The sequence below is a fragment of the Trichococcus sp. genome (genome assembly GCF_049684335.1).
Classification (GTDB): Bacteria; Bacillota; Bacilli; order Lactobacillales; family Aerococcaceae; genus Trichococcus.
Genome location: NZ_JBAVFV010000058.1, coordinates 18254 through 44901 on the forward strand (window position 1 = coordinate 18254; position 26648 = coordinate 44901).

The window sequence follows — 26648 nt, forward strand, 5'->3', positions numbered from 1 at the left end:
CTCAGTTTCCTCCTTTTGCAGATGTTGTCTGTGGAGAAACGAAACGTTCAAGCTTTCCAAGAAGGAAATCAGCCAATAAAGCCAATACGGTCACCGGTAAAGTCCCCCAAATGATCATTTCCTGATCGTATACATTCAATCCGTTAAAAATATAATCACCCAAACCGCCGGCTCCTATATATGAAGCAAGCGTCGCCCAGGCGATGACGTACACTCCCGCCAAGCGGATTCCGGACATGATGACCGGAGCTGCCAAAGGCAATTTCACCTGCAGAATGATTTGACTGTCGGTCAAACCCATCCCTTTTGCTGAGTCGATGATGTTGTTGTCCACATTCGAGATGCCGATGAACGTATTGCGCAGAATCGGCAACAAGGAATAGATGAATAAAGCTACGATCGCAGGAAGTTTTCCGATCCCAAAAAGGGGGATCATCAAGGCAAGTAACGCCAAGGAAGGGACCGTCTGGAGAATCGAAACAAAACTGATGATAAAACCGGAGTAACGCTTGAAGTGGGTCAAGGCAATGCCCAAAGGAACGGCAACCAGAACGCCAAGCATCAGAGCTAAGGCTGAGATGTAGAAATGCTCACCTGTTTTTAAGAGCAGCTCGGAACCGTTCGTTGTCAAAAAGTCCATCATCATCACCCCTTAACCGTTTCAATGTCTGCGGTCGTTTCGATTACTTCTTCAGCCGGCATTTCGGGCTCTATGTCTCCCCATATCGTATCGTATACCATATCTACAATGGAAGTGCGGGTGATCAAGCCAATCAGATGGTTTTTTGCATCCACGACAGGAATGTTTTTGTAACCCAATTTCAGGATACGCTGCAAAGCATCACGTACGAGCGTGCCTTCCCGGACAAAAGAAACTTCACTCAGGATTTCGCCAGCAGTGACTGGTCTGCGTCGGTTCTGGTTGATTGCTTCGACACTCAACATGCCCAACAAGACATCGTCAGCATCGGTCACAAACAAGCTGTCGACACGGCGCGTGCGCATCAGCTTGATGGCTTCTGATAGATTTTGATCAGTCGAAACGGATACCGGGCCACGGATCATGATTTGTTCCACTGTGCGGAAATTTGTGCGCGCTTGGCTGAGGCGTTCCTCGCCGATGAAGTTTTCGACGAATTCGTTCGCAGGGTCCATCAGGATATTGTCGGGAGTATCAAATTGGACGACTTTTCCTTCCTGCATGATAACAATCCGGTCTGCCAGTTTCAAAGCTTCATCCATATCGTGAGTGACGAAGATGACTGTTTTGCCCAATTCCTGCTGCAGCTGTTTGACAAGTTCCTGCAGAGAATCACGGGTGATCGGATCCAATGCTCCGAAAGGTTCATCCATCAAAATGATGTCCTGGTCGGCTGCCAAAGCACGGATAACACCAATACGCTGTTGCTGGCCCCCGGATAGTTCAGATGGGTAGCGTTCCAAAAAATCCAATGGAAGATCGACTTTTTGGATCAGCTCTTCTGCAATTGTTTTTTGTTTTTCCACAGGCCATTTCAGTAATTTTGGAACCATGATGATGTTTTCGAAGATGGTCATGTGTGGCATCAGACCGATTTGCTGGATGACGTAGCCGATTTGGCGGCGCAATTCCACAGCATTCATGTCCTTGATGTTTTTTCCATCGATCAGGATTTCACCGGAGGAAGGTTCAATCATACGATTGATCATCCTCATGGAGGTTGTTTTGCCGCTGCCGCTTGTTCCGATGAATACAATGAACTCTCCATCATTGAATGTCAGGTTAAGGGAGTCCACTGCAATTTTCCCTCCCGGGAATCGCTTGGTTAAATTTTTGAATTCTATCATCGTTCCACCTCTTATTTTTTTTATTTCACAAATTCCTTACTCTACCTTACCGCGCAAGGAAGCCATTTTGCAAATAATAGGGCTGAAACTTTGTGAAATAAGCGCGTGAATGAAAGGGTTTCCATCGTTGGGTTGGCGGTATATTTTCGATAAATTTTTATACTTATAAATTCGTTCAATCTGAATGACATCAAGTTGATAAATACATTGTTCAATATAATTAATATGAGCTCCTGATGCAGCATTGGAGCAAAGAAAAATAATTGGGATTCGTCGAAAAGAGTGCTAGGATAATAGTAGAGGCAAATACGCACAGACGATAAAAAAATGAGAACGGTTTCTTATTTTTGGCCAATGATAAATTTTAATCAGGAAAGAGGCATACAAGTGGAGAAAAAATACATCATGTCGATAGATCAAGGGACAACCAGCACGCGTGCAATCATCTGGGACAAGAAAGGTACAATCATCTCTTCATCGCAACGTGAATTGATGCAATATTATCCTGAACCAGGCTGGGTGGAACACGACGCGAATGAAATCTGGATCAGTGTTCAGTCAGTCATAGCAGATGCTTTGATCAGGGGGGCCATCCGTCCGGAGGAAGTTGCGGCAATTGGGGTAACGAATCAGCGCGAGACAACGGTTGTGTGGGACCGTGTTACTGGGATGCCGATCTATCATGCAATCGTTTGGCAATCCCGCCAGACCTCGGAAATTGCCGACAAACTGAAGCGGGAAGGGCATAAGGACTTCATCCATGATAAAACCGGACTAATCATTGATTCCTACTTTTCTGCCACTAAAATCAAATGGTTGCTGGATTATATCCCGAGTGCTCGTGAGCGGGCTGAAAAGGGCGAACTGCTTTTCGGCACCATTGATACATGGATCGTCTGGAAACTGACAGGAAAAAAGGTGCATGTAACGGATGTTTCCAATGCCAGCCGAACGATGCTGTTCAATATTTACGACTTGAAATGGGATCAGGAAATCCTGGATTTGCTGGATATTCCGCGAACGCTACTGCCAGAAGTCCGTTCTTCATCAGAAATATATGGTTATACCGAAGAAAATGATTTTTACGGTTCGCGCATCCCGATAGCCGGAATCGCCGGCGATCAACAAGCCGCTCTTTTCGGGCAGACCGGATTTGAACAAGGGATGGTGAAAAATACTTACGGTACCGGCGCGTTCATTGTTATGAACACAGGCCTTACCCCAGTGAAATCGGAAAACGGTCTGCTTACGACGATCGCCTACGGTTTGAACGGCGAAGTGACTTATGCCCTTGAGGGAAGCATCTTTGTGGCCGGATCAGCTCTGCAGTGGCTGCGCGATGAAGCCCAGTTGATCCGTACTTCAGCCGAGTCGGAAGAATATGCTGAATTGCTTGAATCGAACGAGAACGTCTATATGGTTCCTGCTTTTGTCGGCTTGGGGGCACCCTATTGGGATCAGGACGTGCGCGGTGCTTTCTTTGGATTGACGAGAGGGACTTCGAAAGCGCACCTGATCCGTGCGACGCTCGAATCGTTGGCTTATCAGACAAAGGATGTCGTGGATACGATGCAGAAGGATTCCGGACTGGCCATCACGAATATGCGGGTCGATGGGGGAGCAGCCCACAATAACTTCCTGATGCAATTCCAAAGCAACATTCTAAACACAACATTGACTCGATCCAAAGTGATGGAGTCAACCGCACTGGGAGCTGCATACTTGGCAGGTTTGGCAGTAGGATTCTGGAAGGATACCGATGACATCATCAAAAATTGGGAACCTGATTGCGAATTCCATCCGAATATGCCTACTGAAGTGCGCGATGACCTCTACGCCGGCTGGCAAAACGCCGTAGCCGCCGCCCGCCACTTCAAGCATAAATCGAAGAGAGCGAGATGAATCCCGGGTAGAAATCGAGCACTAAGAGGATATTACGAGAACGGCCGCTTTTTGGCCGTGACGTAATATCAGCTTAGGCGGAGATTTCTGGGATTCAGAACGCGTTTGCGTAGGGCGAGATGATTCGCGTTTTGGAGAGCGTAATATCCGTTTAGCGGAGCAAATTAAAGCAGCTTTTCTGTTTAAATACCGAAGCTAAAACATAAGAATAGATAAAATATTCAGAAATAGACAAATGATACACCCGGTATGTTATAATGAACATACATATATTTTTGACTGGAGGAATTAGAATGGCAGACACTCTCGAATTGGTAGTCATAACGGGGATGAGCGGCGCCGGGAAAACGGTGGCATTGCAGACATTTGAAGATTTAGGCTATTTCTGTATAGATAATATGCCCCCAAGTTTATTGCCGAAATTTTGGGAGCTTGTAAAGGAATCGGGTAAAATAAGCAGAATCTGCTTGGTGATTGATCTGCGCTCCCGTGCTTTCTTTGAAGAAATCATGTCTGCTGTGGACAGTTTGGACAACACTTCCTTCATCACGACCAAGGTTATCTTCCTTGATTCAAAGGACGATGTGCTCGTTTCCCGATACAAAGAGACAAGAAGAAGTCATCCATTGACCCAATCAGGCGGAACTGTTCTGGAAGGGATCCGCAAAGAGCGGGAACTGCTTGAGGACATCCGCAATCGGTCGCAGTTGGTCATCGATACGAGCGAAACAACACCGCGCCAATTAAGGGAACGTTTGCTGGATACTTTCAAAGTCGACGATAAGGATGTTTTCCATATCGAAGTTGTATCTTTCGGGTTCAAATACGGCTTGCCGATCGATGCCGACATCGTTATGGATGTACGCTTTTTGCCCAATCCGCATTACGTTGATGAATTGCGTCCGCTGACGGGGTTGGATAAGCCTGTCTACGATTATGTCATGATGCAACCGGAGACGGAAATCTTTTACAAAAAATTTATCGATTTGCTGGAATACATCATTCCCGGCTACAAAAAAGAAGGTAAAACCAGCGTAAATATCGCCATCGGCTGCACAGGCGGACAACACCGTTCGGTCGCTTTGGCGGAACGCACTAGCCTGCAATTGAAGAGTGCGGGTTATCAGGTCAATACAACCCATCGTGATCGGAATAAGCGCAAAGAGACGGTGAATCGGTCATGAGTCAAAATCCGAGCAGAACGAAGAAAATCGTCGTTATCGGCGGCGGAACGGGCTTGCCGGTCATTCTGGAAGAACTGAAGAACCACAACACGGATATCACCGCCATCGTAACGGTGGCGGATGATGGTGGCAGCAGTGGTATCATCCGCGACCATGTCAACATTGTGCCTCCCGGGGATATCCGCAACTGCCTGATTGCGCTCTCTGATATGCCGAAATTGGAAAAGGACATTTTTCAGTACCGTTTCGATTCAAAGGATTCCTTCGTTTCCGGGCATGCAATCGGAAACCTCATCATCGTGGCCCTGACTGAAATGAAAGGGAATATTTTTGATGCCATTCGGTTGTTGTCCGTCATGATGGGCGTAAAAGGCAAAATTTACGCCGCAGCTGACGAGCCGCTCTCACTCTATGCAGAGTTCAAGGACGGTACGGTCATCAAGGGCGAGTCGAAAATCGCAAATGGCCGCAAAAAAATCGAACGGGTGTATGTCAAACCGTTGGATGAAACAAGGGAGGCCGTCGCTTCCCGTCACGTCATCAAAAGCATTCTAGAGGCAGATATGGTCGTTATCGGACCGGGAAGCCTTTATACGAGCATTTTGCCTAACCTGATGATCAGTGATCTGGGACAAGCGGTCATCGAGACCAAAGCCGAGAAAGTATACATCTGCAACATCATGACGCAATTGGGCGAAACAGAGGGCTTCACCGATGCTGATCATATCAAGGTTTTACATGACCATCTAAAAGCGAAATTCATCGATACCGTATTGGTGAACACGGAAAAAGTGCCGGATGAATACCTCAATCAACAAGCCGACGAAGAATATCTGCTGCAGGTACGCCATGATTTCAAAGGGTTGCGCGAAGAAAATTGCCGGGTCATCTCAGCGGACTTCCTGGATATGAAGAACGGCGGCGTGTACCATGACGGCAATAAAGTCGTTTCGGAACTGATCAATCTGATTTCTAATATCAAAACTATCTGTTGACCTTTTTTCTGATAGAAAGAAGCTGTCGGAAAGGGGGCATATATGTCTTTTGCATCTGAAGTAAAAAAAGAATTAACAACATTGGAAGTGCACCGCGAACATGCGAAAGCCGAGCTGACCGCGTTGATCAGGATGAGCGGATCGGTCAGCATCTATAACCAGTCATTTGTCCTGAATGTCCAGACAGAAAATGCGGCCATCGCCAGACGGATGTACGTTCTCTTGAAGGATCACTACTCATTCGAAAGCGAATTGTTGGTGCGCCGTAAAATGAAGCTGAAGAAGAATAACGTCTATATTGTGCGCCTGAAACAGGGAGTCACGGAATTGCTGAGTGATCTGAGCATTTTCGACGGCTTGTCATTCAAGACGCAAGTTTCCGAAGACATCATGAATAATAACCAGAAGGAACGCTCTTACCTGCGCGGCGCTTTCCTGGCCGGGGGTTCGGTGAACAGCCCGGAAACAAGCCGTTATCATCTGGAAATCTATTCCAATTATGAGGACCACAATCAGGATATCTGTGATATGATGAATCACTTTGACCTGAACGCGCGGACGATCGAGCGCCGCAACGGCTTCATCACTTATCTCAAGGAAGCTGAGAAAATCGCCGATTTTCTGGCATTGATTGGTGCTCATAACGCGATGATGAAGTTTGAAGATGTGCGGATCATCCGCGATATGCGCAATTCCGTCAATCGCCTAGTGAATTGCGAAAACGCGAATATGAACAAGACGATCGATGCAGCTGCAAAACAGATCGCCAACATCGAATTCATCGAAGCTACTGTAGGGTTGGGGAGATTACCGGACAAACTGAAGGAAATCGCCGTGATCCGGTTGGAGAATCCCGATATCAGCCTGAAAGAACTCGGCGAAATGATCCCGAGTGGAGTCATTTCCAAATCCGGCATCAATCACCGTTTGCGAAAAATCAATGATTATGCAGATTCACTGCGGATGGGGAAAGCCGTCCGATGATACAGACAAATAAACCTGGAGACCAAGAAAAGTCTTCTGGTTTATTTTTTTTATAAAAAATCAATCTTCCTTTTTTGCGGATATTATAGACAGCAAGTCAAGCTGAAGGAGGAATGAGAGGATGAATCAAGTATCATTGATTGGGCGGCTGGTACGGCCCATCCAAGTGCAACAGGTGAATGGAGAAAGGCAAGTATGCAACAATACGCTGGCGGTGCAGCGTTTAAGGAAAGCGGATGAAGGTCAACCGCAGGCAGATTTCATACCTGTCGTATTTTGGGGAGCAACCGCCAATCTGGTTGAACAGTATTGCGCCAAAGGGAACCAGATAGGTGTCAACGGCCATTTGGTTTCGCGTTCCTACGTCAATAAGCAGGAGCAGCACGTCTATGTCATCGAATTAGTCGTGGAAGAATTGTATTTTGTTGAAGCGAAAAGAGAACAGGAAGCAGTCTGATGCTCCCGCACCAAAGCCCCGATTTTCGGGGCTTTTTCTGTCGGAAACGGCGATTTCCTTATTTATTCATAGAAACTTCAAAGGTATGTGGTATCGTAGACGGGAAATGATGCCGCTTGTCGGAAAAAAAGATATAATGAGAGAAATGAAAAGGGGAATCGCTATGGAAATTTTGATGATAGAAGACAATGAAGCCGTCTGCGAAATGATGGCGATGTTTTTTGAGAATGAAGGCTGGGAAGCTGCATTCAAACATGACGGGAAAGAGGGTCTGGAGGCGTTCGCGGCTGCAGACAAAAAATGGGATATGATCATCCTCGATCTGAACCTGCCGAGCATGGATGGGATGCAGGTCTGCCGTGAAATAAGGAAAATCTCCCAGTTTGTGCCGATCATCATGCTGACAGCGCGCGATTCGGAAAGCGACCAAGTCATCGGTCTGGAAATCGGTGCGGATGAATACGTCACGAAGCCATTCAGCCCACTGACCCTGATAGCCCGCATCAAAGCGATGCACCGTCGCGCTAAGGTCGATCACACGCAGGTGCAAGCCGTGGATGATTTCGATGTACTCACCGATCATGTCAAAATCAGCACGATTACGCGCGAAGCCTACCTCGACGGAAAACAGATCGAAAGTTTGACGCCGAAGGAATTCGAACTTTTCGCATTGCTGGCCGAACATCCGAAACAAGTATTTTCGAGGGAACATCTTTTGACCCGAATCTGGGAAGATCCTTATTACGGGGATGAACGGACAATCGATGCCCACATCAAGAAATTGAGACAAAAAATAGAAGCGGTCGGACCGCAAGTGATCCAAACGGTTTGGGGAGTCGGCTACAAATTCGACGACAGCGGAGTAGATGAAAAATGAAGTACGTCTATCAACAAACCCTTGCTTTTTTCGCATTGATTCTAATAACCGTCAGTACGACCGGCATCCTGATCATCCAATACGTCACCAGTAATATCTATGATGAGAAAGAGGCGCAGCTGTACGGGTATGCCGAATCGATCATCGATCAGAACATGACGATCCAGCAACTGGAAAGCGGCTCGATCTTGGTGTCCAACCAGGATGTCTCGTTTGCTATCTTTGATGCAGAAGACCATATGGTTTATCCGCAAGCGACGGATCTATATACGAGCGGAATCAGCACAGAGGATTTTGAGAGGCTCTCAGAAGGGGAAAGGATTTCTTTGACGGAGCGGGATCGCGGCTTCCTGAACGAAAAAAAACGTTTCTTGACGGTCTACCTCCCGCTGTTTAATGCGACTACGGCCGAGTTCACAGGCTTCATAGCGGTTGGCTCGCCGGTAAAAGGCATAGAGGATGAAATCAATGAAATTGAGCACAACCTGCTTGTCGCAGTGCTGACTTCCGGGGGCATCGCGATTGTATTGAGCCTCGGCATCGCCAACTATCTGACCAGACGCATCAAACGGATGCGGAGGGCCACCCATGAGATTGCATCAGGCAATTTTGATATCTCGCTGGAGAATCATCACAAAGATGAATTTGATCAGCTATCGGAGGATTTCAACCAAATGGCAAGGTCTTTGAAAGCCTCCAACGAAGAAGTCGAACGCCAAGAAAATTTGCGGCGTCAGTTCATGATGGATGTTGCCCACGAGATGCGCACGCCGCTCACGACAATCAATGGCATCTTGGAAGGCATCCAGCATCATATGATCCCAGAAGGTAGGAGAGATCGGAGCATGCAACTGATGCAGAAAGAAACCAAAAGGCTGATCCGCTTGGTGAATGAAAACCTGGACTATGAAAAAATCCGCTCCAATCAGATTGTTTTAGTGAAACAGGAATTTTCCGCTAAGGAAGCATTGGAGAATGTCGCGGAACAGATGCGTGCAAAAGCGCAGGCAAAGGATGACCTGATCGTCGTCCATGTGGATGCTGCAGACCGAATCTACGCGGACTATGATCGCTTTATCCAAATCATGGTGAACCTCATACAGAATGCTATTCAGTTCACGAAAAACGGCACCATCACCCTGTCGTCGTTCCCGGATGGCGAGCAGCAGATCATCCAGGTCAAGGACACAGGCATCGGCATCGAGAAGAAGGATATCACGAGCATCTGGGAAAGATTCTATAAAGTGGATGTTTCCAGGAAGAACACGAAATTTGGCGAGTCGGGAATCGGATTGGCTGTTGTCCAATCCTTAGTGATGAACCATAAAGGGACTGTAGACGTGGAGAGCAATCCAGGCGAGGGAACGACTTTCACGATTACATTGCCCACGAAAACTGCACTCGAAAAAAACAGTTAAAAAAAGATCTGCCGGAATTTAAAATTCCGGCAGATCTTTTTTTAACTGTTTCTGTCTGTTATTCTGCTGGGGATTCTTCAGAAGCGGGTTGTTCTTCCGTTACGCTTCCTGCAGCAGCAGCTGCTTGGTTGGCCGGGAACTCAGGGGCATCCGTCTGATAAAGCGGAACGCTTGAGACACCGTTGTTCGTGTAGTACAAGGAAGTGTTCAGGTCGCCTAATTCCGCGATGTCCTTTTCCAGCTCGGCTGGAGAATTCACATAGCTGTGCAGGCTCTTATCGACAGGGGTGAATCCATCCGGAGTATAGAAGCGAAGCAAATCGCCATTTATAATCTGATCGGAAATGGCAAGCTGCAGTTCAGCTTGCGCCCGGATTTCAGCAACTTTTTGGATCACTTCTTCGGTCTGATAAGCAAGTGTACCTGTTTGGGTATGATAAACAGTATTTCCTAGAATAGTATATTCACTCGTCACGATGCTGCCGTTACGGAAAGTAACGATACCCTCATGTTGCGCCGACAACAGATCCTGTCCAAGTTGGACATAGGCTGAAGTATCGACACCGAGAAGGTGCATTACGGTAGGCAAGATATCAATCTGGCCGCCATAGACATCGCTGATCTGTCCGGTACCGGAGCCTGGATTGTGGATGATGAAAGGAACCCGTTGCATCATGGCGTCATCATAGGCACTCCACAAATCTGCATTCGCTCCGAGGAGCGGCGCGACCGTTTCATTGCGAGAGCTGGAAATGCCGAAGTGGTCCCCATACAATACGAAAATTGTATTATCATATAGTCCTGCATCCTTCATATATTGGAAGAATTCAGCCAAGGCTTCGTCGGCATAATGGACGGTATTGAAATAACCGTCAACCGTTTCATCGCCGGTATCCAAAGTGAAGGTGTTGTTCATCTCGTCTTCAGGGAACGGGAAGTGGTTCGAAACGGTTATGAACTTCGCGTAGAAAGGCTGCGGCAATTGTTCCAAGTATTGAGCCGATTCCTGTAAGAACAACTTATCCTTCAAACCGTATTCGACCGAATTCTCATCCGTCAGCGTGTAGCTGCTGTCGGCATCAAAGAAATAATCATAGTCAAAAGATTTGTAAACATTGTCGCGATCCCAGAAAGAGCCGACATTTCCGTGGAAAACGGCTGACGTGTAGCCAAAGGTTTCGCTCAAGATCGCCGGTGCCGATTGGAATGTATTGTCCGCACCAATCTGTGTGAAGGCTGATCCTTGCGGTAATCCGAACAGTGAATTGTCCAGCATCAGTTCGGCATCACTTGTTTTTCCTTGTCCAGTCTGGTGGAAAATGTTGCTGTAACTGTAGGAATCGCTGCTGTGATACAAGCTGTTCAGGAACGGCGTCACTTCCGCAGTTGTGCCTGTTTCATCGGTAAGCGACAAATCGATCAGGAACTGTTGCATACTTTCCAGATGGATGTAGACGACGTTTTTACCTTCCGCTTGTCCGAAGTATGTTTGATTTGGTTCGGCGTAATGCTCACCCAGATAATCAAGGACGCTAGCCATATCCGAACTGTCCGCGCTTGCGCGCACTTGGTTGGCTTGGGCTGTCTTGATTCCGTCATAGAGGGTGTAGACGTTGATTCCCAAGTATTTGACGATGTAGTTGCGGTCAAATGTTCTTGTCAACAATTGCGGGCGGCTGATTTCAGCCAGACCCAGGTTAGCGGCGAAAATCGCAATCGAGGCTGCAACTGTCGCAAATGCCCATCTTTTCTTGAAGATGCGTTCGTCGCGGTTTTTGCTGACGAATTTCTTATAGACGTAGATGAGGACGAAAGCATCGACCCAATAGAACAGGTCGATCGGCTGCATCATGGCGATGACGCCCGAACCCAAGTTTTTGGTTGCGTTGGCTGAACCGAAAATGGTCTTAAGCGTCAAGAAATCCGTGAATTCACGATAATAGACGACATTGGCGAACAGCAGAAAGGAATTGAAAAAATACAGGGCGATAAGACTCCGGTAACCTTTTTTAGGATTCTTTACAAAAAGGGAAATTCCCAGAATCAATAAAGTCGTTGCAATCGGGTTGATAAAAAGAATCAGCTGCTGGAACCAGCCGACTACGCCTAAAGAGAACGCTGTGTGGTAAGCGAAATAGGTCTTCAGCCAGAAAAGGACGACGGCGAACAGGAAAAACCCGAATCGCGTCTGCAACTGTTCAGTTAATTTTTGTTTCAAAAAAGAGACCTCCTATGATATCTTGTGGAACACATGTAAATTTCATGTGAATTTTTAAGGATAATGTGTGTTGTTTGTGAATTTTATGTAAAATGAGCTAGTGTTATTATATTCTGAATGCTTTTGATAGTCAATCGAAGCACCGTAAAGTTTTTCCTAAGTTTTTATCAAGAACGGTTGCTTTTTTCAGGATTTTTCGAGAAAATGGGTCTTTCCATGTATCTGATCAAAGGAACAAAACTGACAAAGGTGAGCATAGATTATGATATTTTTACAAGGGCTGTATGAGTGGGTGGCTGTTTCTCTGGAATCATCCGTCAATCATTTTCCGCTCATACAATTAGTTTTCAACAGCGTGGATAAGACCATACTGTATTATTTGATTTTTCTGGTCCTGCGGGGCGCGTATCTGCTGCACAGACACCGCAAGACGGGCAAAAAAATCCCCTTATATAAGGAAGGGTTGCTGCATGCTCTGTTTATCTACATCGTGCTGCTGCTTCAACTGACGGTTTTCCGCAACGAGGAGACATTCTGGACCGTCGAGTATCACAAGATTGATTGGTCGGCGATCCATTGGGTGCCGCTGGTGGATACGGTTAAGCTCTTTTACGGGGACTCCGGTTTTTCGGCTTGGTATAATTCGTGGGGGAATGTCGTCTGGTTTATGCCGTTGGGCTTCGTGGGTCCGTATCTGTTCAGGGAAAAATGTAGTTTTCTTAAAGTGACGGCTGTCGGCTTTCTTTTTTCCGCCACGATCGAGTTTCTCCAGCTCATCTTTCAGACGGGCGTGACGCATATCGATGATGTCTTCTTCAATACGTTGGGTGCAGCAATCGGCTACGGCATCTGGGTATCTTCAAAAACACACAGCAGTACAGAACGGACAATTGACTATAAAGGAAGAAAACAATGAAAAAAATAATCATTACGCAAATAAGCGAAAAAAAAATTAAGGCAGGGAATCCCTTGTTGCAGTTCGAGGATTTTCCAAATGAACTCAGCTTCGCTGAGGGCGAAATAGTCGAACTGGTTGATTCTCGCCAAGCATTCGTAGCAAGAGCCTATTTGGCCAAGCAGAACAAAGGCGTTGGGTGGATATTTTCGTTGGATAACGCGGATAGTTTCAATGAAGCGTTCTTCAAAAAACAGTTTGAAAAAGCGAAACGCAAGCGCACGGATCTGCAATCGGACCCTGAAACGACTGCCTATCGGATTTTCAATGCGGAGGGTGACGGCATTCCTGGTGTCACTATCGACCTTTATGACGGATTTGCGGTGGTGTCCTGGTACAGCGGAGGTATCTTCCGCTACCAAGCCGCCATCATCGCTGCTTTTCAAGCTGTCTTCCCGGAAACGAAGGGTATCTATGAAAAATTCCGTTTCCAACGAAAAGACAGCCTGATCAGCCGCTTCGTCACGGGTGAAGCAGCCCCGACGCCTTTGATCGTGAAGGAGAACGGCATCAACTATGCCACGTATCTGGATGATGGACTGATGACGGGCATATTCCTGGATCAGCGCGACGTACGCGGCGCTCTGACGGAGCGTTATGCAGCAGGCAAACGGGTATTGAACACCTTCAGCTACACGGGCGCTTTCTCTGTCGCTGCAGCCATGGGCGGAGCAATCGAAACAACAAGTGTCGATGTTGCGAACCGTTCGTTGGAACGGACCAAAGAACAATTCGCCGTCAACAACCTGGATGGTGAGGCGCAAAAAATTTATGTCATGGATGTCTTCGATTTCATCCGCTACGCCATCCGCAAAGAATTACAGTATGATGTGACCATCATCGATCCGCCGAGCTTTGCCCGCACCAAAAAGCGGACTTTCTCGGTTACGAAGGATTACACACAGTTGTTGGAGGAGCTGATCCAGATCACCGCACCGGATGGCACGCTGATCGTTTCTTCCAACGCCGCCAACTACAAGGAAAAGAATTTCAAACAGGACATCGACCAAGCCTTCAAGAACAGTCATTGTGACTACCGTATTCTGGAAACATTCCATCTGCCGAGCGACTTCGCTGTTCCGGCAGGCAGCAAGACGAGCGATTACCTGAAGGTCTTCATCATCAAAAAACTGGCGAGATAGGCCCAGACTACTCAAAAATCAAATGAAAAAAGAGAACGGAGCTGCCTCTAAAATGAGGTGGCTCCGTTCTCTTTTCGCATGGATGTTTTTATTCGTCCCGTTCCGCAGCAGCATGCTGCCCGGCAGTGTGCCCTGTAACAAAGGCCCCGGTGATGTTGTAACCGCCGGTGTAGCCATTGTAGTCAATCAGTTCGCCGCAGAAGTAAAGCCCCCGGGTCAGTTTGCTTTCCATCGTCTTCGGATTGATTTCCTTCGTGGAAACGCCCCCACCGGTGACGAAGGCCTTATCCAATGGATGTGTGCCGTTCACTTCGAAGGAGAAATTTTTGCAGAAGTCGGCGAAAGCTTTGATTTCCTTCGGCGTCAATTCCTTCAGGGATTTCTGCGGGTCGATAGAGGCTTGGTTGCAGCCGAAAAGTAGGTATCGCTCCGGCATCAGGTCTTTCCAGCCATTTTTGACGCTCTTTTCCGGTTGGTCCTTGATGAGCTTTTGCAACTGTTGCTCGGCGGCACCCAATGAAAGTTCCGGCAGGACATCCAAGGACATCGTGACGATCTCGGTTTTATCGCGCTTCATTGTCTGGTGGACAAACATGGAACAACGCAAAGCGGCGGGACCGGAAACGCCGAAGTGGGTGAAAATCATGTCCATCTGGTGGGACACGACTGTTTTGCCTTTTTTATTTTTTATGCTGAGGGCCACATTGCGCAAGGAAAGTCCCTTCAGTTCACTTGAACGGATGAAGTCCGCATCTGATGTGATTGGTGCTTCAGTCGGGTACAATTCCGTGATGGTGTGTCCAGCTGCCTTGGCGAACTTATAGCCATCGCCTTTGGATCCAGTGCGCGGTAGAGCCTTCCCGCCTGTTGCCAGGATGATCCGATCCGCCGGCAGGATTTCGCCATCCTCCAAAAGGACGCCGGTCACCTGTCCATTTTCAATCAGAATGCGCTCGACTTTTATGTTGGTCCGGATCTGGACCTGCAGCCTCTTCAGTTCCTCGATGAATGCTTCGAGGATAGTCCGGGCTTTGTCCGTGACAGGGAACATCCGGCCGTGATCCTCTTCCTTCAGGGCGACGCCGCGATCGATAAAGAAGGTCATGATGTCATATTGACTGAATTGAGTAAAGCTGCTGTGCAGGAATTTTCCGTTTCCGGGAATATGCCGGATGATTTCCTCTTCGGGACGATTGTTGGTGACGTTGCAGCGTCCGCCGCCTGTCAGAAGCAGTTTTTTCCCGAGACTTGGATTTTGTTCGAGGAGCGTCACTTCAGCTCCTGCTTCGGCAGCGGTGCAAGCCGCCATCAGACCGCTCGAACCTCCACCGACAATAATGATGCGTGTTTTCATAGTATTTAATTTCTCCGTTCTTTTGCTGCACTTACTTTATCACAGATATGTCCATCTGAAAACGGCTTTCTTCCCGGGATGGTCATGAAAAAAGATGCTTTCCTTCATTAAATATTCAAAGATCGCAGCTATACTGTATCCATACCCAAAGATAATAGTTTCTTTTTCCTCTTCTGTACCCACAGAAGAAATCCTCCCTCATGGACGGAAACGGGGCTTTGATTGCTGAACAGCTAAGCAGCGATCATGCAGAATGATTTTTTCTGCAGGCCTCGATTTCCGTTCATTTTTTGTGCCCGAAAGGGTATAATAGCCTTAGATTATAGTAATTTTTAAGAAGTGAGGGAAACGAAATGGATTTCATGAAAATAATGCATACGAGACAATCAACACGCAGCTACCAAACGTTCGAGCTGTCCCAAGGGCAAATCGAAATTATATTGCAAGCTGGCCAAAATGCACCGATCAGCCGCGGTCGCTTTGAGGATTACCATATCACGGTCATAAAAAATTCGGAAATATTGGCAGCGATTACATCCACGGCGAAGGAAGTGACGGGCAACAAGGATAAGGATCCATTGTACGGAGCACCTGCTTTTTTCGTTGTTTCCGCTAAGGAACCGGCTAAACCAGGCAGCATCGCCAGTGCGGCCGCAATCGTAGAAAATATGCACTTGCAGGCAACAGCGGAACTATTGGGAAGTTGCTTCCTGATGGGACTGATGGCGAACGGCACATTGGATGCTGAAGGGATCCGCGAAAAAATGCAGATTCCAGACGGTTTCACGCCTGTTGCCGGGATGGTGGCGGGCTATCCGCACGGCTATCTACATGACAGACTGCGCACATTGGAAAAAATCGCCAGCAACATTGTAGAATAGCACGATTCAGAAAATGAAAAACGACCTTAGGAGAAACATTCAGGTTTCCCGGGTCGTTTTTTGCATACTGATCTGTGATTGAAAAAATACAGCAGGAAGGAACCAATTGCATTTCTGCGCTCTTTTGTATACGATTGTACTATTACAATAGGTAAGTATATTGCGGATAATTTTTCCGGAAAGCTTCAGAATTCAAATCAATCAAGAAATGAAGGGATACATAATGGCGTACATTTCCTTAAAGAATGTCAGTAAATTTTATCAGATGGGCGAGACACGGATTACAGCCAACGACAAAATCAGCTTCGACATCAACGAAGGAGAGTTTGTTGTGATATTAGGGCCCAGTGGAGCCGGAAAATCCACTGTTCTGAATATCCTTGGGGGGATGGATGATGCCGATGAAGGGCACATCAGCATCGATGGAGTGGACATCTCCCAGTTCACTTCAAAAGCATTGACGACCTACAGAAGGCGTGATGTCGGTTTTGTCTTCCAATTCTATAACCTGGTGCCTAACCTGACCGCGAAGGAGAACGTGGAGCTTGCCTCGCAAATATCGCCCCATGCCCGCGACGCTGCCGAAGTCATGCGTGAGGTAGGTCTGAGCGAACGCATGGACAACTTTCCGGCGCAACTCTCCGGAGGCGAGCAACAGCGCGTTGCCATCGCTCGCGCTTTGGCGAAGCAGCCCAAGCTGTTGCTTTGCGACGAGCCGACAGGGGCACTGGATTACGAAACGGGTAAACAAGTGCTCAAGTTGCTGCAGGATACGTGCCTCGATACTGGAACGACCGTCATCGTCATCACGCACAACCAAGCCATCGCAGCCATGGCGAACCGAATCATCGAAATCAACAATGCCAAAGTAAGGGCCGTCCATGAAAATCCGAATCCCAAACCAGTATCAGAAATCGAATGGTAGGAGGGGGAGTCTACGATGAAGAAAAAAGCGCTCTGGAAAGACATTTGGATAGAGATAGGCAAAAGTAAGGCGCGCTTCCTCGCGTTATTGGCCATCATCACGTTGGGTGTGGCCTTCTTTGCCGGCATCAAAGCGGCGGGTCCGGATATGCTGGATACCGCCAATCACTATTATGAAGAAAACAACCTGTATGACTTGAAGGTGTTGTCCACGTACGGATTGGAAGAAGCGGATATCGCCATTTTGGCGGAAACGGCCGATACGGCTGTCCATCCGATGCGTACGGTGGATATCGAAATGGAAGGCAGTGACTTTCTCGTAAAAGTCTTCCCGTTGCAAAGCGGTGCGGATCCGGTCAATGAATATGCGGTCGTCGATGGCAGACTGCCGGAGACAAGCGGGGAAATCGCCTTGGATGCGAAACAGAATTTGATGAACACTTATCAGATTGGGGATACCGTCATCTTCCGCCATGAATCCGAAGAAGGGCTGACTGAGGAGGAAAAGGAAAACCGCATTTCCTTGAAAGAACAGGAATACACGGTCGTCGGTTTTGTAGACTCGCCGATGTACATCGAAACGATGATGCGCGGCTCTACGAACGTCGGGAAAGGCAGCTTGGATGCGTTTGTTGTCGTGCCTGATTCGGACATCCTCGGCAACATCTACACGGAGGCTTACCTGACGATCGCTCCTGATGCGGCGGAAACCGGCTATACGGACAGCTATGACGATCAGGTGGACAACTTGGCCAATGACGTGGAACTCGCCTTGAACGGGAGACCGTTGGAACGCATCAACGAAATCCGTGCAGAAGGGCAGCGGAAGATCAAAGACGCGGAAGATGAACTGCAGGAAGGAAAAAACAAGCTTGCGGAAGCCGAGCAGGAACTTCAGGATGCCCGGCAACGATTGGATGATGGAACAGCGGCTTACGAAGAAAATCGCCAGTTGTTTCTGGACAGAATTGCAGCAGCCGAGAACACCTTAACCGCCAGTCAAGTCGAAATCGATGCTGGCATGGCCGAATACCGCGCGGGCTTTTCGACCTATCTTGAAAACAAAGCGCTTTACGACGAGGCGAAGGCAGCTTGGGAAGCGCAGAAAGACTCCCTGCAAGGGCAAACCGGTTCGGATGCCTCATTGGACGTGTTGTTGGCGAGTCTGCCCGATACGCCCGAAGGCCGCGAAATAGCTGAGTTGGCGCAAGCATTACTCGATGGGCAATCCGAAATTGAAGCGACCCAAGCCTCACTGGAAGCCAAAGGTGTAGAGCTGCAGGAACGGGCAACCTCTTTAGCGGCAAAGGGAGAACTCTTGCTGGCCGAGCAGACGAGTCTGGAGACGGATGGTGCTGTCTATCAGAACGGGTTGACCCTCTTCACCGCTGACATGACAGCCTTCCAAATGGAAAAAGCAACCAAGCAAGCTGAGTTCTCCGCAAGGCAAGCCGCCATCGATGCAGAAAGGGACACCTTGGCAGCTTTGGATCCGGAAACGGACCCGAGCGTGGCAGAACGCTTAGCTGCTATGGCTGAGCAGCAGGTGATTTTGGATGCTGAGCAATCTGATCTGGCTCAAGCCGAAGCGGATTTGGCGAGCCGCCAAAGTGATTTGGAACAAACGGGAGCCTCCTTAGCGATCCGGCAAGAAGCCTTAACCGCAGCAGCCGCGGCTTTCCAAACGGAACGGGCCGCTGAAGAGGCCGCTCTCCTAGAAGCGCAGCGCCTGTTGGAGGAAGACGGCGCCGAACTGGCTGCCAAAGGTGCAGAATTGCTGGAGCAGCAACGAGTGCTGGAAGAAAAGATTGCAGTGTTCATGGCTGATGCCAAGGCCCAGATTGCAGCCGCTGATGCTCAATTCGTCGAACAAGCGACAGCGTTGGAAAACGGCAGATTGGAATTGGCGTCTGCCTTCGCGCAACTGGAGGACGGCCAGACACAGATCAACAATGGCTGGTCTGAGTTGGAAAGCCAACGCGCGAGTGGTGAACAGGCCCTTGCGGCGGCTTGGCAGAAAATCCAGCAGGGCGAAGCAGAGTATCAAGAGGGCTTGACCACCTTCACAGCTGAACGCGCCGATGCCGAACTGGAGATAGCTGACGGAAACCGGCAGGTCGAGGAAGCGAAGCAAGCTTTGACCGATCTGATTGAACCGGTCTACTATGTGACGGATCGATCCGGCAATCCAGGTTATCAGGAATTCCGCGATAATGCCGACCGCATCTCGGCCATTGCAGAAATTTTCCCGGTGTTTTTCTTCCTGATTGCGGCCTTAGTGAGCTTTACGACGATGGCTCGGATGGTGGATGAACAGCGCCAGCAGATGGGTACGTTGAAAGGACTCGGTTACAGTGATTTCGATATCGCAAAAAAATATTTGATCTATGCAGCGATCGCTTGCATCGTGGGGACAGCCCTCGGTTTGGTGGCCGGCTATAATATTTTCCCTGCAGTCATTTTTGATGCTTACGGGTCCATGTATAGCCTTCCTTCCGTAAAAATCACCTATTACCTGTCCTACGCACTGATTTCCATAGCTATCGCAATGCTTTGCACTATCGGTCCGGCAGCATGGGCCGCTCATACGTCACTCCGGGAAAATCCTGCTGCGATGATGCGTCCGAAAGCGCCGAAGAACGGCAAACGTGTGCTTTTGGAGCGGCTGACATTCGTTTGGGATCGCCTGAGTTTCAATTCGAAAATCACAGTGCGGAACTTGCTGCGCTACAAAGCGCGCAATATGATGACGATTCTGGGTGTTGCGGGATGTACCGCCTTGATCTTGACCGGATACGGCATCAAGAATTCCATCTCCGGATTGGCGGACACACAATTCAACGACGTGATGCGCTACAACGCAATCACGGTGATGCGTCCGGAAGCAAGCGAGGAAGAAATCACTTCATATGATGAACTGATCGCTGCGACTCCTGAAATAACGGATCATCTCAAAGTGGTCCAGGAGAGCTATAAACTGGATAAAAAAGGTGTGAACCTGCAGAACGTAACGGTTTTTTCTCCGCTGGACACCGAAAATCTGGCGGAGTTTGTCAGCCTGCGTGACCGCGCGACGCAAGAACCGATCGCATTGACAAATGAGGGAGCCGTCATCTCGGAAAAATTGGCGAATTTGGCAGGCGTCGGACCGGGAGATAGCATCGAAATCCGGAATGATGAAATGCAGACCTACCAGGTTCCTATCCAGGCTGTCACCGAAAACTACGTCAACCATTATATTTACTTGACGCCAACCCTTTACGAAGAAGTTTTCATCAAAGCCGCGGAACCGACAACGGATCTGTTGCTGTTTGACGAACCGGAAAGTTGGGAGCGGAGCTTCGGATCCGAAGCGATGGGAGAAAAAGCCGTCGCGCTGGTGACGTTCATCAATTCCGTCGACCGCAGCTTCGCTGAAACCCTAGGGAGTCTCGATATCGTCACCTTGGTATTAATCGTATCAGCAGCCGCCTTGGCGTTTGTTGTCCTTTACAGTCTGACGAACATCAACGTATCGGAGCGAATCAGGGAATTGTCGACCATCAAAGTTTTGGGGTTCTATGATGTTGAAGTGAGCATGTATATCTACAGAGAGTCCTTAATCTTAACCTTGCTGGGCATTTTATTCGGTTTCGTTCTTGGGAAGATCTTGAGTACAGTCGTTCTTAAAATGGTGGAAATCGATTTTATGATGTTCCCGCCGACCATCATGCCGATCAGCTACCTGTATTCAGGCTTGTTGTCATTATTGTTCTCAAGCGTCGTCATGCTGATCATGCACCGCAAACTTAAACAAGTGGACATGATAGAAGCACTCAAATCAGTCGAATAGAACGAAAAAAAACGCGCAAGCGGCCAAAAAGTGGCGGCTTACGCGTTTTTTTCTGCAGTTGATCAATTTTCAGATGGTGCTTGAGGCGCGCCTGGCAGCAGGTAGTTGACCCCGATGGCGATGGAAGTGCCGATTACGGTATCCAGTACCCTTTGGATTGCGTACGTGATCTTTTCGGTATCGTCTATATTGTAGAAGACGACAAGGAAGGTCGCGGTCGCGCCGACGATAGCCGTCGACATGTCCAGGACATTGCAGACCGTAATCAGGATGATGACGGCGATGATCGTACCGAAGAAATCCACAGAAAAATCCAGTCCCAGAAAATCTTTGATGGCAATCAAGGTGACCCCGAGGATACCGGCTACAGAATTGCCTCCGACACGACGGATGCCATGATGGAGTGACTGCGAGCAATCTTCACGCAAAGCAAAGACAGAAGCCAATCCGGCCAGCATAGGAGAACCTCGGTCCAACAGTTTGAACAGCAGGACACACAAACCGACAGCAACGCCGGACTTTATCGTACGCATGCCTACGCGGAACTTCTCCTTATCCAAATGAAACATAGTAAGTACTGCACTTCCTCTCGAAAACAAATAATATCTCAATCATAAGCATTTCAGAATTTATTTCAAGTCATTTTCGTATTATTGTGCAAATAATACACCTGCATTTGCGGTTTTGTTCAGTGTGATTTTTTGGAAAATGAGAAAGAAAGAGTAGTTGTTTTTGGACAAACAATGTCCTTTGTCGGACAAGCTGTTTTGTTGGATTTGTTGCAACAGCGCCTTTTTAAGCTGAGGTAAAAAAAGAACATTCGCTTTTTGCTAAAAAAGGCCAAAATTGGGTTGCTTAAATTGTCAGAATATTCTATACTAATGACATTAAATTTTAAGGAGAAGGATGAGGGCCTTTTCTTTGGATTTGCAACTAATTATTAACATATAGTGAGATGGGGAGGATTATTTAGATGAAAAAGAAATTATTGATGGGTTTGGCATCTGTATTCGTACTTGCAGCATGCGGCAATGGCGCAACAGAAGAGAGCGATACAATCAAATTGGGTGGTAACTTTGAATTATCAGGCGGTGCGAGTGCATACGGCACGCTGATGGACGAAGGAATCAAAATGGCAGTTGCAGAACAGAACGCTGCAGATGGCTTATTGGGCAAAGAGATTGAATACGTATCTTACGATAATAAATCTGAGCCTTCAGAATCTACATCGGTTGCAACTCGTTTAGCCACCGAAGACAATGTTGTCGCAATCTTAGGACCCGCTACAACGGGTGCTGCAAACGCACAATCTCCAGCAGTTACAAGAGCAAAAGTACCAGCGATCCTTCCTGCTGCTACAGGCGATAGCGTAACAATGGATGGCGATTCCGTCTTGGAATACGTTTTCCGTGTATGTTTCCAGGATTCCTTCCAAGGTAAAGCCTTGGCAGAGTTCGCTCAAACAGACTTACAAGCTACAAAAGCTGTCATCTTAGTGGATAACTCTACTGACTATGCAATTGGCTTGGCAGATGCGTTCAAAGAAACTTTCACTGGAGACATCGTTGCTGAAGAAAACTTTACAGCTGGCGATACAGACTTCAAAGCAATCTTGACGAACATTGCGAAAATGGATTATGATGTCATCTTCTTGCCTGGATACTATGAAGAAGGTGGACTGATCATCAAGCAAGCCCGCGAAATGGGTATCATGCAACCGATCCTTGGACCAGATGGCTTCGCTAACTCAACATTGGTTGAATTGGCTGGTGCCGATAATGTCGATAATGTATTCTACGCTAGCCACTTCACTCCGAACAGTGAAGATCCTAAAGTACAAGAATTCTTGGCTGCTTTTGAAGCAGAGTACGGCAAACCTGCAGATTCATTCGCAGCTTTGGCTTACGATGCTGCGCAATTAGTATTCGATGCAATCACGACTGCTGACAGCACAGATCCTCAAGCAATTACAGATGCTTTAGCGGCAACTGAAGATTTCGAAGGTGTAACGGGTACATTCTCATTTGACGAGAACCACAACCCTATCAAATCCGCTTTCGTTATTGAATTACAAGATGGTGTAGAAGTCGGCAACTCTATTGTGAAACCAGCTAAATAAAAATAGTCTGGCGCACAAAAATTGTGGCATTGAAACCTGAATAGGCCGTTTGATTCTAAAGTAACACAATGAGGTGCTGGCAGAATTTGCTTAGCACCTTTCTTTATGTTTAACCTCGCCATTAAGGAATCCCTCATCGTATGTGAATAATAGTAAACTATAGGCGAACAATACAGTATAATGAAAGAAAGATTTCTGTGCAGCAGAAGAAAAGAGAGGTGTAAAATGGAAAATTTAGTTCAACAGCTGATAAACGGTATATCGTTGGGAAGTATCTACGCTTTGATTGCGTTAGGGTACACCATGGTATACGGTGTCATCAAATTGATTAACTTTGCCCACGGGGACATTTATATGGTGGGCGCGTACCTTGGATATGCTTTGATCCAAAACGTTGGCCTTGGCCTTTTCCCAGCCATTCTGATTTCAATGATTTTTTGTGCCATTTTAGGGGTGGTCATCGAGAAAATCGCCTACAAACCATTGCGGGGAGCAACAAGGGTAGCGACGCTGATTACAGCCATCGGGGTTTCTTATTTATTGCAAAATGTCATGATCTATATAATGGGGCCTGAAGTGAAGGCCTTCCCGACAGCATTGGTAGTCCGGAATTGGACGTTCGGCGGTGTGACCATCAACTCGCAGCAGATCCTGATTTTCCTGACGACGGTCATTCTGATGATCGCTCTGCAGGTCATCGTAAAGTACACAAAGATGGGGAAAGCCATGCGGGCAGTAAGTACCGATCCTGAAGCAGCACAATTGATGGGGATCAACGTGGATAACGTCATTTCCTTTACGTTCGTCCTGGGCTCTTCGTTAGCCGGAGCAGCAGGGGTATTGGTCGGTATCTATTATAATTCGATTTCGCCATTGATGGGTGTAACACCAGGTCTGAAAGCTTTCGTTGCGGCAGTATTCGGCGGCATCGGCATTATTCCTGGAGCAATGGTCGGCGGATATGCAATCGGGATCATCGAGACTTTGGTCAGCGCTTATGGCGGATCGATGTTCAAAGATGCGGTTGTTTACTTGATCCTGATCATCATCCTGATCGTTAAACCTTCCGGAATCTTCGGGAAAAATACAAAAGAGAAAGTGTAGGTGATAAAAATGAAACAATTCAATAAAATAAATCTAGGTTGGCTCATTCTTATCGCTGTGATGGCTGTCATACTGTTCATCGGCGTCAGCACAAACATGATTTCTCCCTTCTACCAAATCACTTTAGTGACCATCATGATCAACATCATCCTGGCTATCGGATTGAATCTGGTCATCGGATTTTCCGGCCAGTTCTCTCTGGGGCATGCCGGATTTATGGCAATCGGGGCCTACAGCGGCGCCATCATCGGAGATTCGATGGAAGGCTTGGCGGGCTTCTTTGTCGGCTTGGCCGTGGGTATGATCATCTCCATCATCGTGGCCTTGATCGTCGGGATACCGACGCTCCGTCTGAAAGGCGACTACTTGGCGATTGCGACATTGGGTGTGGCGGAAATCATCCGTATCCTGATTCTGAACATGGGTGAATTGACCAATGGCGCCCGCGGAATCAGCGGCATTTCATTCCCTTTCGAATCGAATACTGGTTTCATCATGGTCTTGTTCGTTATTCTGATTGTAACGACCATCCTTACCGTCAACTACATCAACAGCAGCCCTGGCCGTGCAACCATCGCCATCCGCGAAGATGAGATTGCTGCTGAGTCGATGGGTGTCAATGCAACGACCTACAAAGTTATTGCCTTTATGATCGGGGCAGCAACTGCCAGCATCGCAGGATCCATGTACGGCACTTATTTCAGTGTAATCAATCCGAGCGATTTCACTTTTCAAAAATCGATCGATGTACTGATCATCGTCGTGTTCGGCGGTATCGGCAGTGTAACGGGCACAATCGTTGCAGCAGTTGTGTTGGGTGTCCTGAACACATATCTGCAATCGTTCGGAGAGCTGCGCATGATTTTCTACTCGCTTGCCATCATCGCCATCATGGTATTCCGTCCAGGCGGATTGTTGGGCAACCGTGAATTTACGATGTCCGGTTTATTGAAGCGCTTCGCGAAAAAAGATACTGCTAAGAAGGAGGTCCAATAATGAGCCTATTAGAAGTAAAAGAATTGACCAAAAACTTCGGCGGTTTGGCCGCTGTATCCAATGTCGATTTTACGATCGAAGAAAATGAATTGGTCGGTCTGATCGGCCCCAATGGTGCTGGTAAAACGACCTTCTTCAATCTGCTGACAGGCGTATACGTTCCGACAGAAGGCACGATCGAATTGGAGATTGACAACAAAAAAGTGTTGTTGAACGGAAAAGCGCCTTACAAAATTACGGACCTTGGCTTAGCGCGTACATTCCAGAATATCCGTCTCTTCAAGGAACTGACGGTTATCGATAATGTCTTGATCGCGATGCACAGCACTATGGGTGAGAATACTTTCCACAGCTTGCTGCGTACACCGACTTATTACCGCAAAGAAGCCGAAATGCGTGAAAAAGCTTTGGAATTGTTGGCCATTTTCGAACTGGAAAAGAAATATGATGTTCTGGCGAAAAATCTTCCTTACGGCGAGCAACGTCGTTTGGAAATCGTCCGCGCCTTGGCGACGAATCCAAAAATCCTCTTCTTGGACGAGCCTGCTGCCGGCATGAATCCGCAAGAGACTGCCGAATTGACCGCTTTGATCCGCAAAATACAGAAAGATTTCAAAATCACCGTCGTTTTGATCGAGCATGATATGTCCTTGGTCATGAATGTGTGCGAAAGAATCTATGTGTTGGAATATGGCCGTCTGCTTGCCAAAGGAACCCCGGAAGAAATCCAAAAAAATCCAGCCGTAATCAAGGCTTATCTAGGAGGCGACTAACGTGCTGAAAGTAAAAAATCTATCCGTACACTATGGCATGATCCAAGCCATCAAAGATATCAGCTTTGAAGTGAATGAAGGCGAAATCGTGACTTTGATCGGCGCCAACGGAGCAGGAAAGTCCACCATTTTGCGTACGATTTCTGGCTTGGTGAAGCCGTCTTCAGGAGGAATCGAATATTTTGGGAAACCTATCCATAATATCGCGACCAGAAAAATCGTTGAACAAGGGATTGCCCAAGTACCGGAAGGCCGCCATGTCTTCAAAGGTTTGACCGTTCAAGAAAACCTTGACCTGGGAAGCTTTACCCGCAAAGACAAGCAGAACCTTGCTGGTGATCTCGAAGCGGTATTCGAACGATTCCCGATTCTTCGCGAAAGAAAAAATCAGGATGCAGCCACCTTGTCCGGTGGGGAGCAACAGATGTTGGCAATGGGCCGCGCTTTGATGACGAAGCCAAAGCTGTTGCTTTTGGATGAGCCTTCGATGGGGCTGGCGCCTATTTTCATCAAGGAAATTTTTCATATCATTCAGGATATCCAGAAACAAGGCACAACGATCCTCTTGATTGAACAAAACGCTAACGTTGCGCTTCAGATTGCGAATCGCGGTTATGTATTGGAGACGGGAAATATCGTATTGACCGGAACTGGGGAAGAATTATTAGCAAGTGACGAAGTTCAGAAAGCTTACTTAGGAGGCTAA

The 26648-nt window shown here is 47.6% G+C and carries 23 protein-coding genes; 17 read left to right on the forward strand and 6 right to left on the reverse strand.

All coding sequences use genetic code 11. The features are described 5' to 3' along the window. Window position 1: 1 nt before the first annotated feature. Both WBM30_RS10460 and WBM30_RS10465 read right to left on the reverse strand, forming a co-directional pair. A complete protein-coding gene (locus WBM30_RS10460; RefSeq protein WP_424900659.1) occupies window positions 2–643 on the reverse strand; it encodes an ABC transporter permease in 642 nt (213 codons plus the stop codon). 2 nt (window positions 644–645) lie between these two features. Beyond that, complete coding sequence (locus tag WBM30_RS10465; protein ID WP_424900660.1) at window positions 646–1827, reverse strand: betaine/proline/choline family ABC transporter ATP-binding protein; 1182 nt, start codon at window positions 1825–1827, stop codon at window positions 646–648. A gap of 387 nt (window positions 1828–2214) precedes the next feature. Between WBM30_RS10465 and glpK the strand changes: the two genes are divergently transcribed. From glpK to WBM30_RS10500, 7 genes are all read left to right on the forward strand, one after another. Continuing rightward, window positions 2215–3729, forward strand: a complete 1515-nt coding sequence (glpK, locus tag WBM30_RS10470) for a glycerol kinase GlpK (protein WP_424900661.1) — start codon at window positions 2215–2217, stop codon at window positions 3727–3729. Between the two features lie 293 nt (window positions 3730–4022). Beyond that, complete coding sequence (rapZ, locus tag WBM30_RS10475) at window positions 4023–4913, forward strand: RNase adapter RapZ (protein WP_424900662.1); 891 nt, start codon at window positions 4023–4025, stop codon at window positions 4911–4913. Next, window positions 4910–5908, forward strand: coding sequence for a gluconeogenesis factor YvcK family protein (locus tag WBM30_RS10480; RefSeq protein WP_424900663.1), 999 nt, complete (start codon window positions 4910–4912; stop codon window positions 5906–5908). Before rapZ ends, WBM30_RS10480 begins: the two co-directional genes overlap by 4 nt. Window positions 5909–5950: 42 nt before the next feature. After that, window positions 5951–6892: a DNA-binding protein WhiA gene (gene whiA / locus WBM30_RS10485; protein WP_424900664.1), complete on the forward strand. Its 942-nt coding sequence runs from the start codon at window positions 5951–5953 to the stop codon at window positions 6890–6892. 121 nt (window positions 6893–7013) lie between these two features. Further along, window positions 7014–7349, forward strand: coding sequence for a single-stranded DNA-binding protein (locus tag WBM30_RS10490; RefSeq protein WP_068560913.1), 336 nt, complete (start codon window positions 7014–7016; stop codon window positions 7347–7349). A 163-nt stretch (window positions 7350–7512) separates the two neighbouring features. Beyond that, entirely contained in the window at window positions 7513–8226 is a 714-nt protein-coding gene (locus WBM30_RS10495) for a response regulator transcription factor (RefSeq protein ID WP_424900665.1), read from the forward strand. Continuing rightward, window positions 8223–9644, forward strand: coding sequence for an ATP-binding protein (locus WBM30_RS10500; RefSeq protein ID WP_424900666.1), 1422 nt, complete (start codon window positions 8223–8225; stop codon window positions 9642–9644). The genes WBM30_RS10495 and WBM30_RS10500 overlap by 4 nt, the downstream gene beginning before the upstream one ends. 58 nt (window positions 9645–9702) lie before the next feature. Here the strand turns inward: WBM30_RS10500 and WBM30_RS10505 are convergent, their stop codons facing one another. Further along, complete coding sequence (locus WBM30_RS10505; protein WP_424900667.1) at window positions 9703–11862, reverse strand: LTA synthase family protein; 2160 nt, start codon at window positions 11860–11862, stop codon at window positions 9703–9705. A gap of 262 nt (window positions 11863–12124) precedes the next feature. Here WBM30_RS10505 and WBM30_RS10510 point away from each other — a divergent pair, with 262 nt between their 5' ends. Both WBM30_RS10510 and WBM30_RS10515 read left to right on the forward strand, forming a co-directional pair. Further along, window positions 12125–12778 carry a VanZ family protein gene (locus WBM30_RS10510; protein WP_424900668.1) on the forward strand — a complete coding sequence of 218 codons (654 nt, stop codon included), beginning with the start codon at window positions 12125–12127 and terminating at the stop codon, window positions 12776–12778. Then, window positions 12775–13959 (forward strand): class I SAM-dependent rRNA methyltransferase, encoded by a 1185-nt coding sequence (locus WBM30_RS10515; protein WP_424900669.1) that lies wholly within the window; start codon window positions 12775–12777, stop codon window positions 13957–13959. The genes WBM30_RS10510 and WBM30_RS10515 overlap by 4 nt, the downstream gene beginning before the upstream one ends. An 88-nt stretch (window positions 13960–14047) precedes the next feature. On the opposite strand, the gene WBM30_RS10520 is transcribed toward WBM30_RS10515, so the two are convergent. Together WBM30_RS10520 and WBM30_RS10525 are read right to left on the reverse strand one after the other, a co-directional pair. After that, entirely contained in the window at window positions 14048–15313 is a 1266-nt protein-coding gene (locus tag WBM30_RS10520) for an NAD(P)/FAD-dependent oxidoreductase (protein ID WP_424900670.1), read from the reverse strand. A gap of 39 nt (window positions 15314–15352) precedes the next feature. After that, a complete protein-coding gene (locus tag WBM30_RS10525) occupies window positions 15353–15496 on the reverse strand; it encodes a hypothetical protein (protein ID WP_424900671.1) in 144 nt (47 codons plus the stop codon). A gap of 170 nt (window positions 15497–15666) precedes the next feature. On the opposite strand from WBM30_RS10525, the gene WBM30_RS10530 reads away from it, so the two are divergent. The 3 genes from WBM30_RS10530 to WBM30_RS10540 all read left to right on the forward strand — a co-directional run bounded on the left by WBM30_RS10530 (window position 15667) and on the right by WBM30_RS10540 (window position 20950). After that, window positions 15667–16194 carry a nitroreductase family protein gene (locus tag WBM30_RS10530; protein ID WP_424900672.1) on the forward strand — a complete coding sequence of 176 codons (528 nt, stop codon included), beginning with the start codon at window positions 15667–15669 and terminating at the stop codon, window positions 16192–16194. 223 nt (window positions 16195–16417) lie between these two features. Next, window positions 16418–17119, forward strand: a complete 702-nt coding sequence (locus WBM30_RS10535) for an ABC transporter ATP-binding protein (protein ID WP_086985590.1) — start codon at window positions 16418–16420, stop codon at window positions 17117–17119. 15 nt (window positions 17120–17134) lie between these two features. After that, complete coding sequence (locus WBM30_RS10540; protein WP_424900673.1) at window positions 17135–20950, forward strand: FtsX-like permease family protein; 3816 nt, start codon at window positions 17135–17137, stop codon at window positions 20948–20950. 62 nt (window positions 20951–21012) lie between these two features. Here the strand turns inward: WBM30_RS10540 and WBM30_RS10545 are convergent, their stop codons facing one another. Further along, window positions 21013–21483: an FUSC family protein gene (locus tag WBM30_RS10545; RefSeq protein ID WP_424900674.1), complete on the reverse strand. Its 471-nt coding sequence runs from the start codon at window positions 21481–21483 to the stop codon at window positions 21013–21015. Window positions 21484–21923: 440 nt separating this feature from the next. Here WBM30_RS10545 and WBM30_RS10550 point away from each other — a divergent pair, with 440 nt between their 5' ends. The 5 genes from WBM30_RS10550 (at window position 21924) to WBM30_RS10570 (ending at window position 26648) form a co-directional block, all read left to right on the forward strand. Continuing rightward, a complete protein-coding gene (locus WBM30_RS10550; RefSeq protein ID WP_424900675.1) occupies window positions 21924–23069 on the forward strand; it encodes an ABC transporter substrate-binding protein in 1146 nt (381 codons plus the stop codon). A gap of 225 nt (window positions 23070–23294) precedes the next feature. After that, a complete protein-coding gene (locus WBM30_RS10555) occupies window positions 23295–24173 on the forward strand; it encodes a branched-chain amino acid ABC transporter permease (protein ID WP_424900676.1) in 879 nt (292 codons plus the stop codon). A 9-nt stretch (window positions 24174–24182) separates the two neighbouring features. Then, window positions 24183–25169 carry a branched-chain amino acid ABC transporter permease gene (locus tag WBM30_RS10560; protein ID WP_424900689.1) on the forward strand — a complete coding sequence of 329 codons (987 nt, stop codon included), beginning with the start codon at window positions 24183–24185 and terminating at the stop codon, window positions 25167–25169. Then, window positions 25169–25942, forward strand: coding sequence for an ABC transporter ATP-binding protein (locus WBM30_RS10565; RefSeq protein ID WP_086985595.1), 774 nt, complete (start codon window positions 25169–25171; stop codon window positions 25940–25942). Before WBM30_RS10560 ends, WBM30_RS10565 begins: the two co-directional genes overlap by 1 nt. Window positions 25943–25979: 37 nt before the next feature. Then, window positions 25980–26648: an ABC transporter ATP-binding protein gene (locus WBM30_RS10570; RefSeq protein WP_424900690.1), complete on the forward strand. Its 669-nt coding sequence runs from the start codon at window positions 25980–25982 to the stop codon at window positions 26646–26648.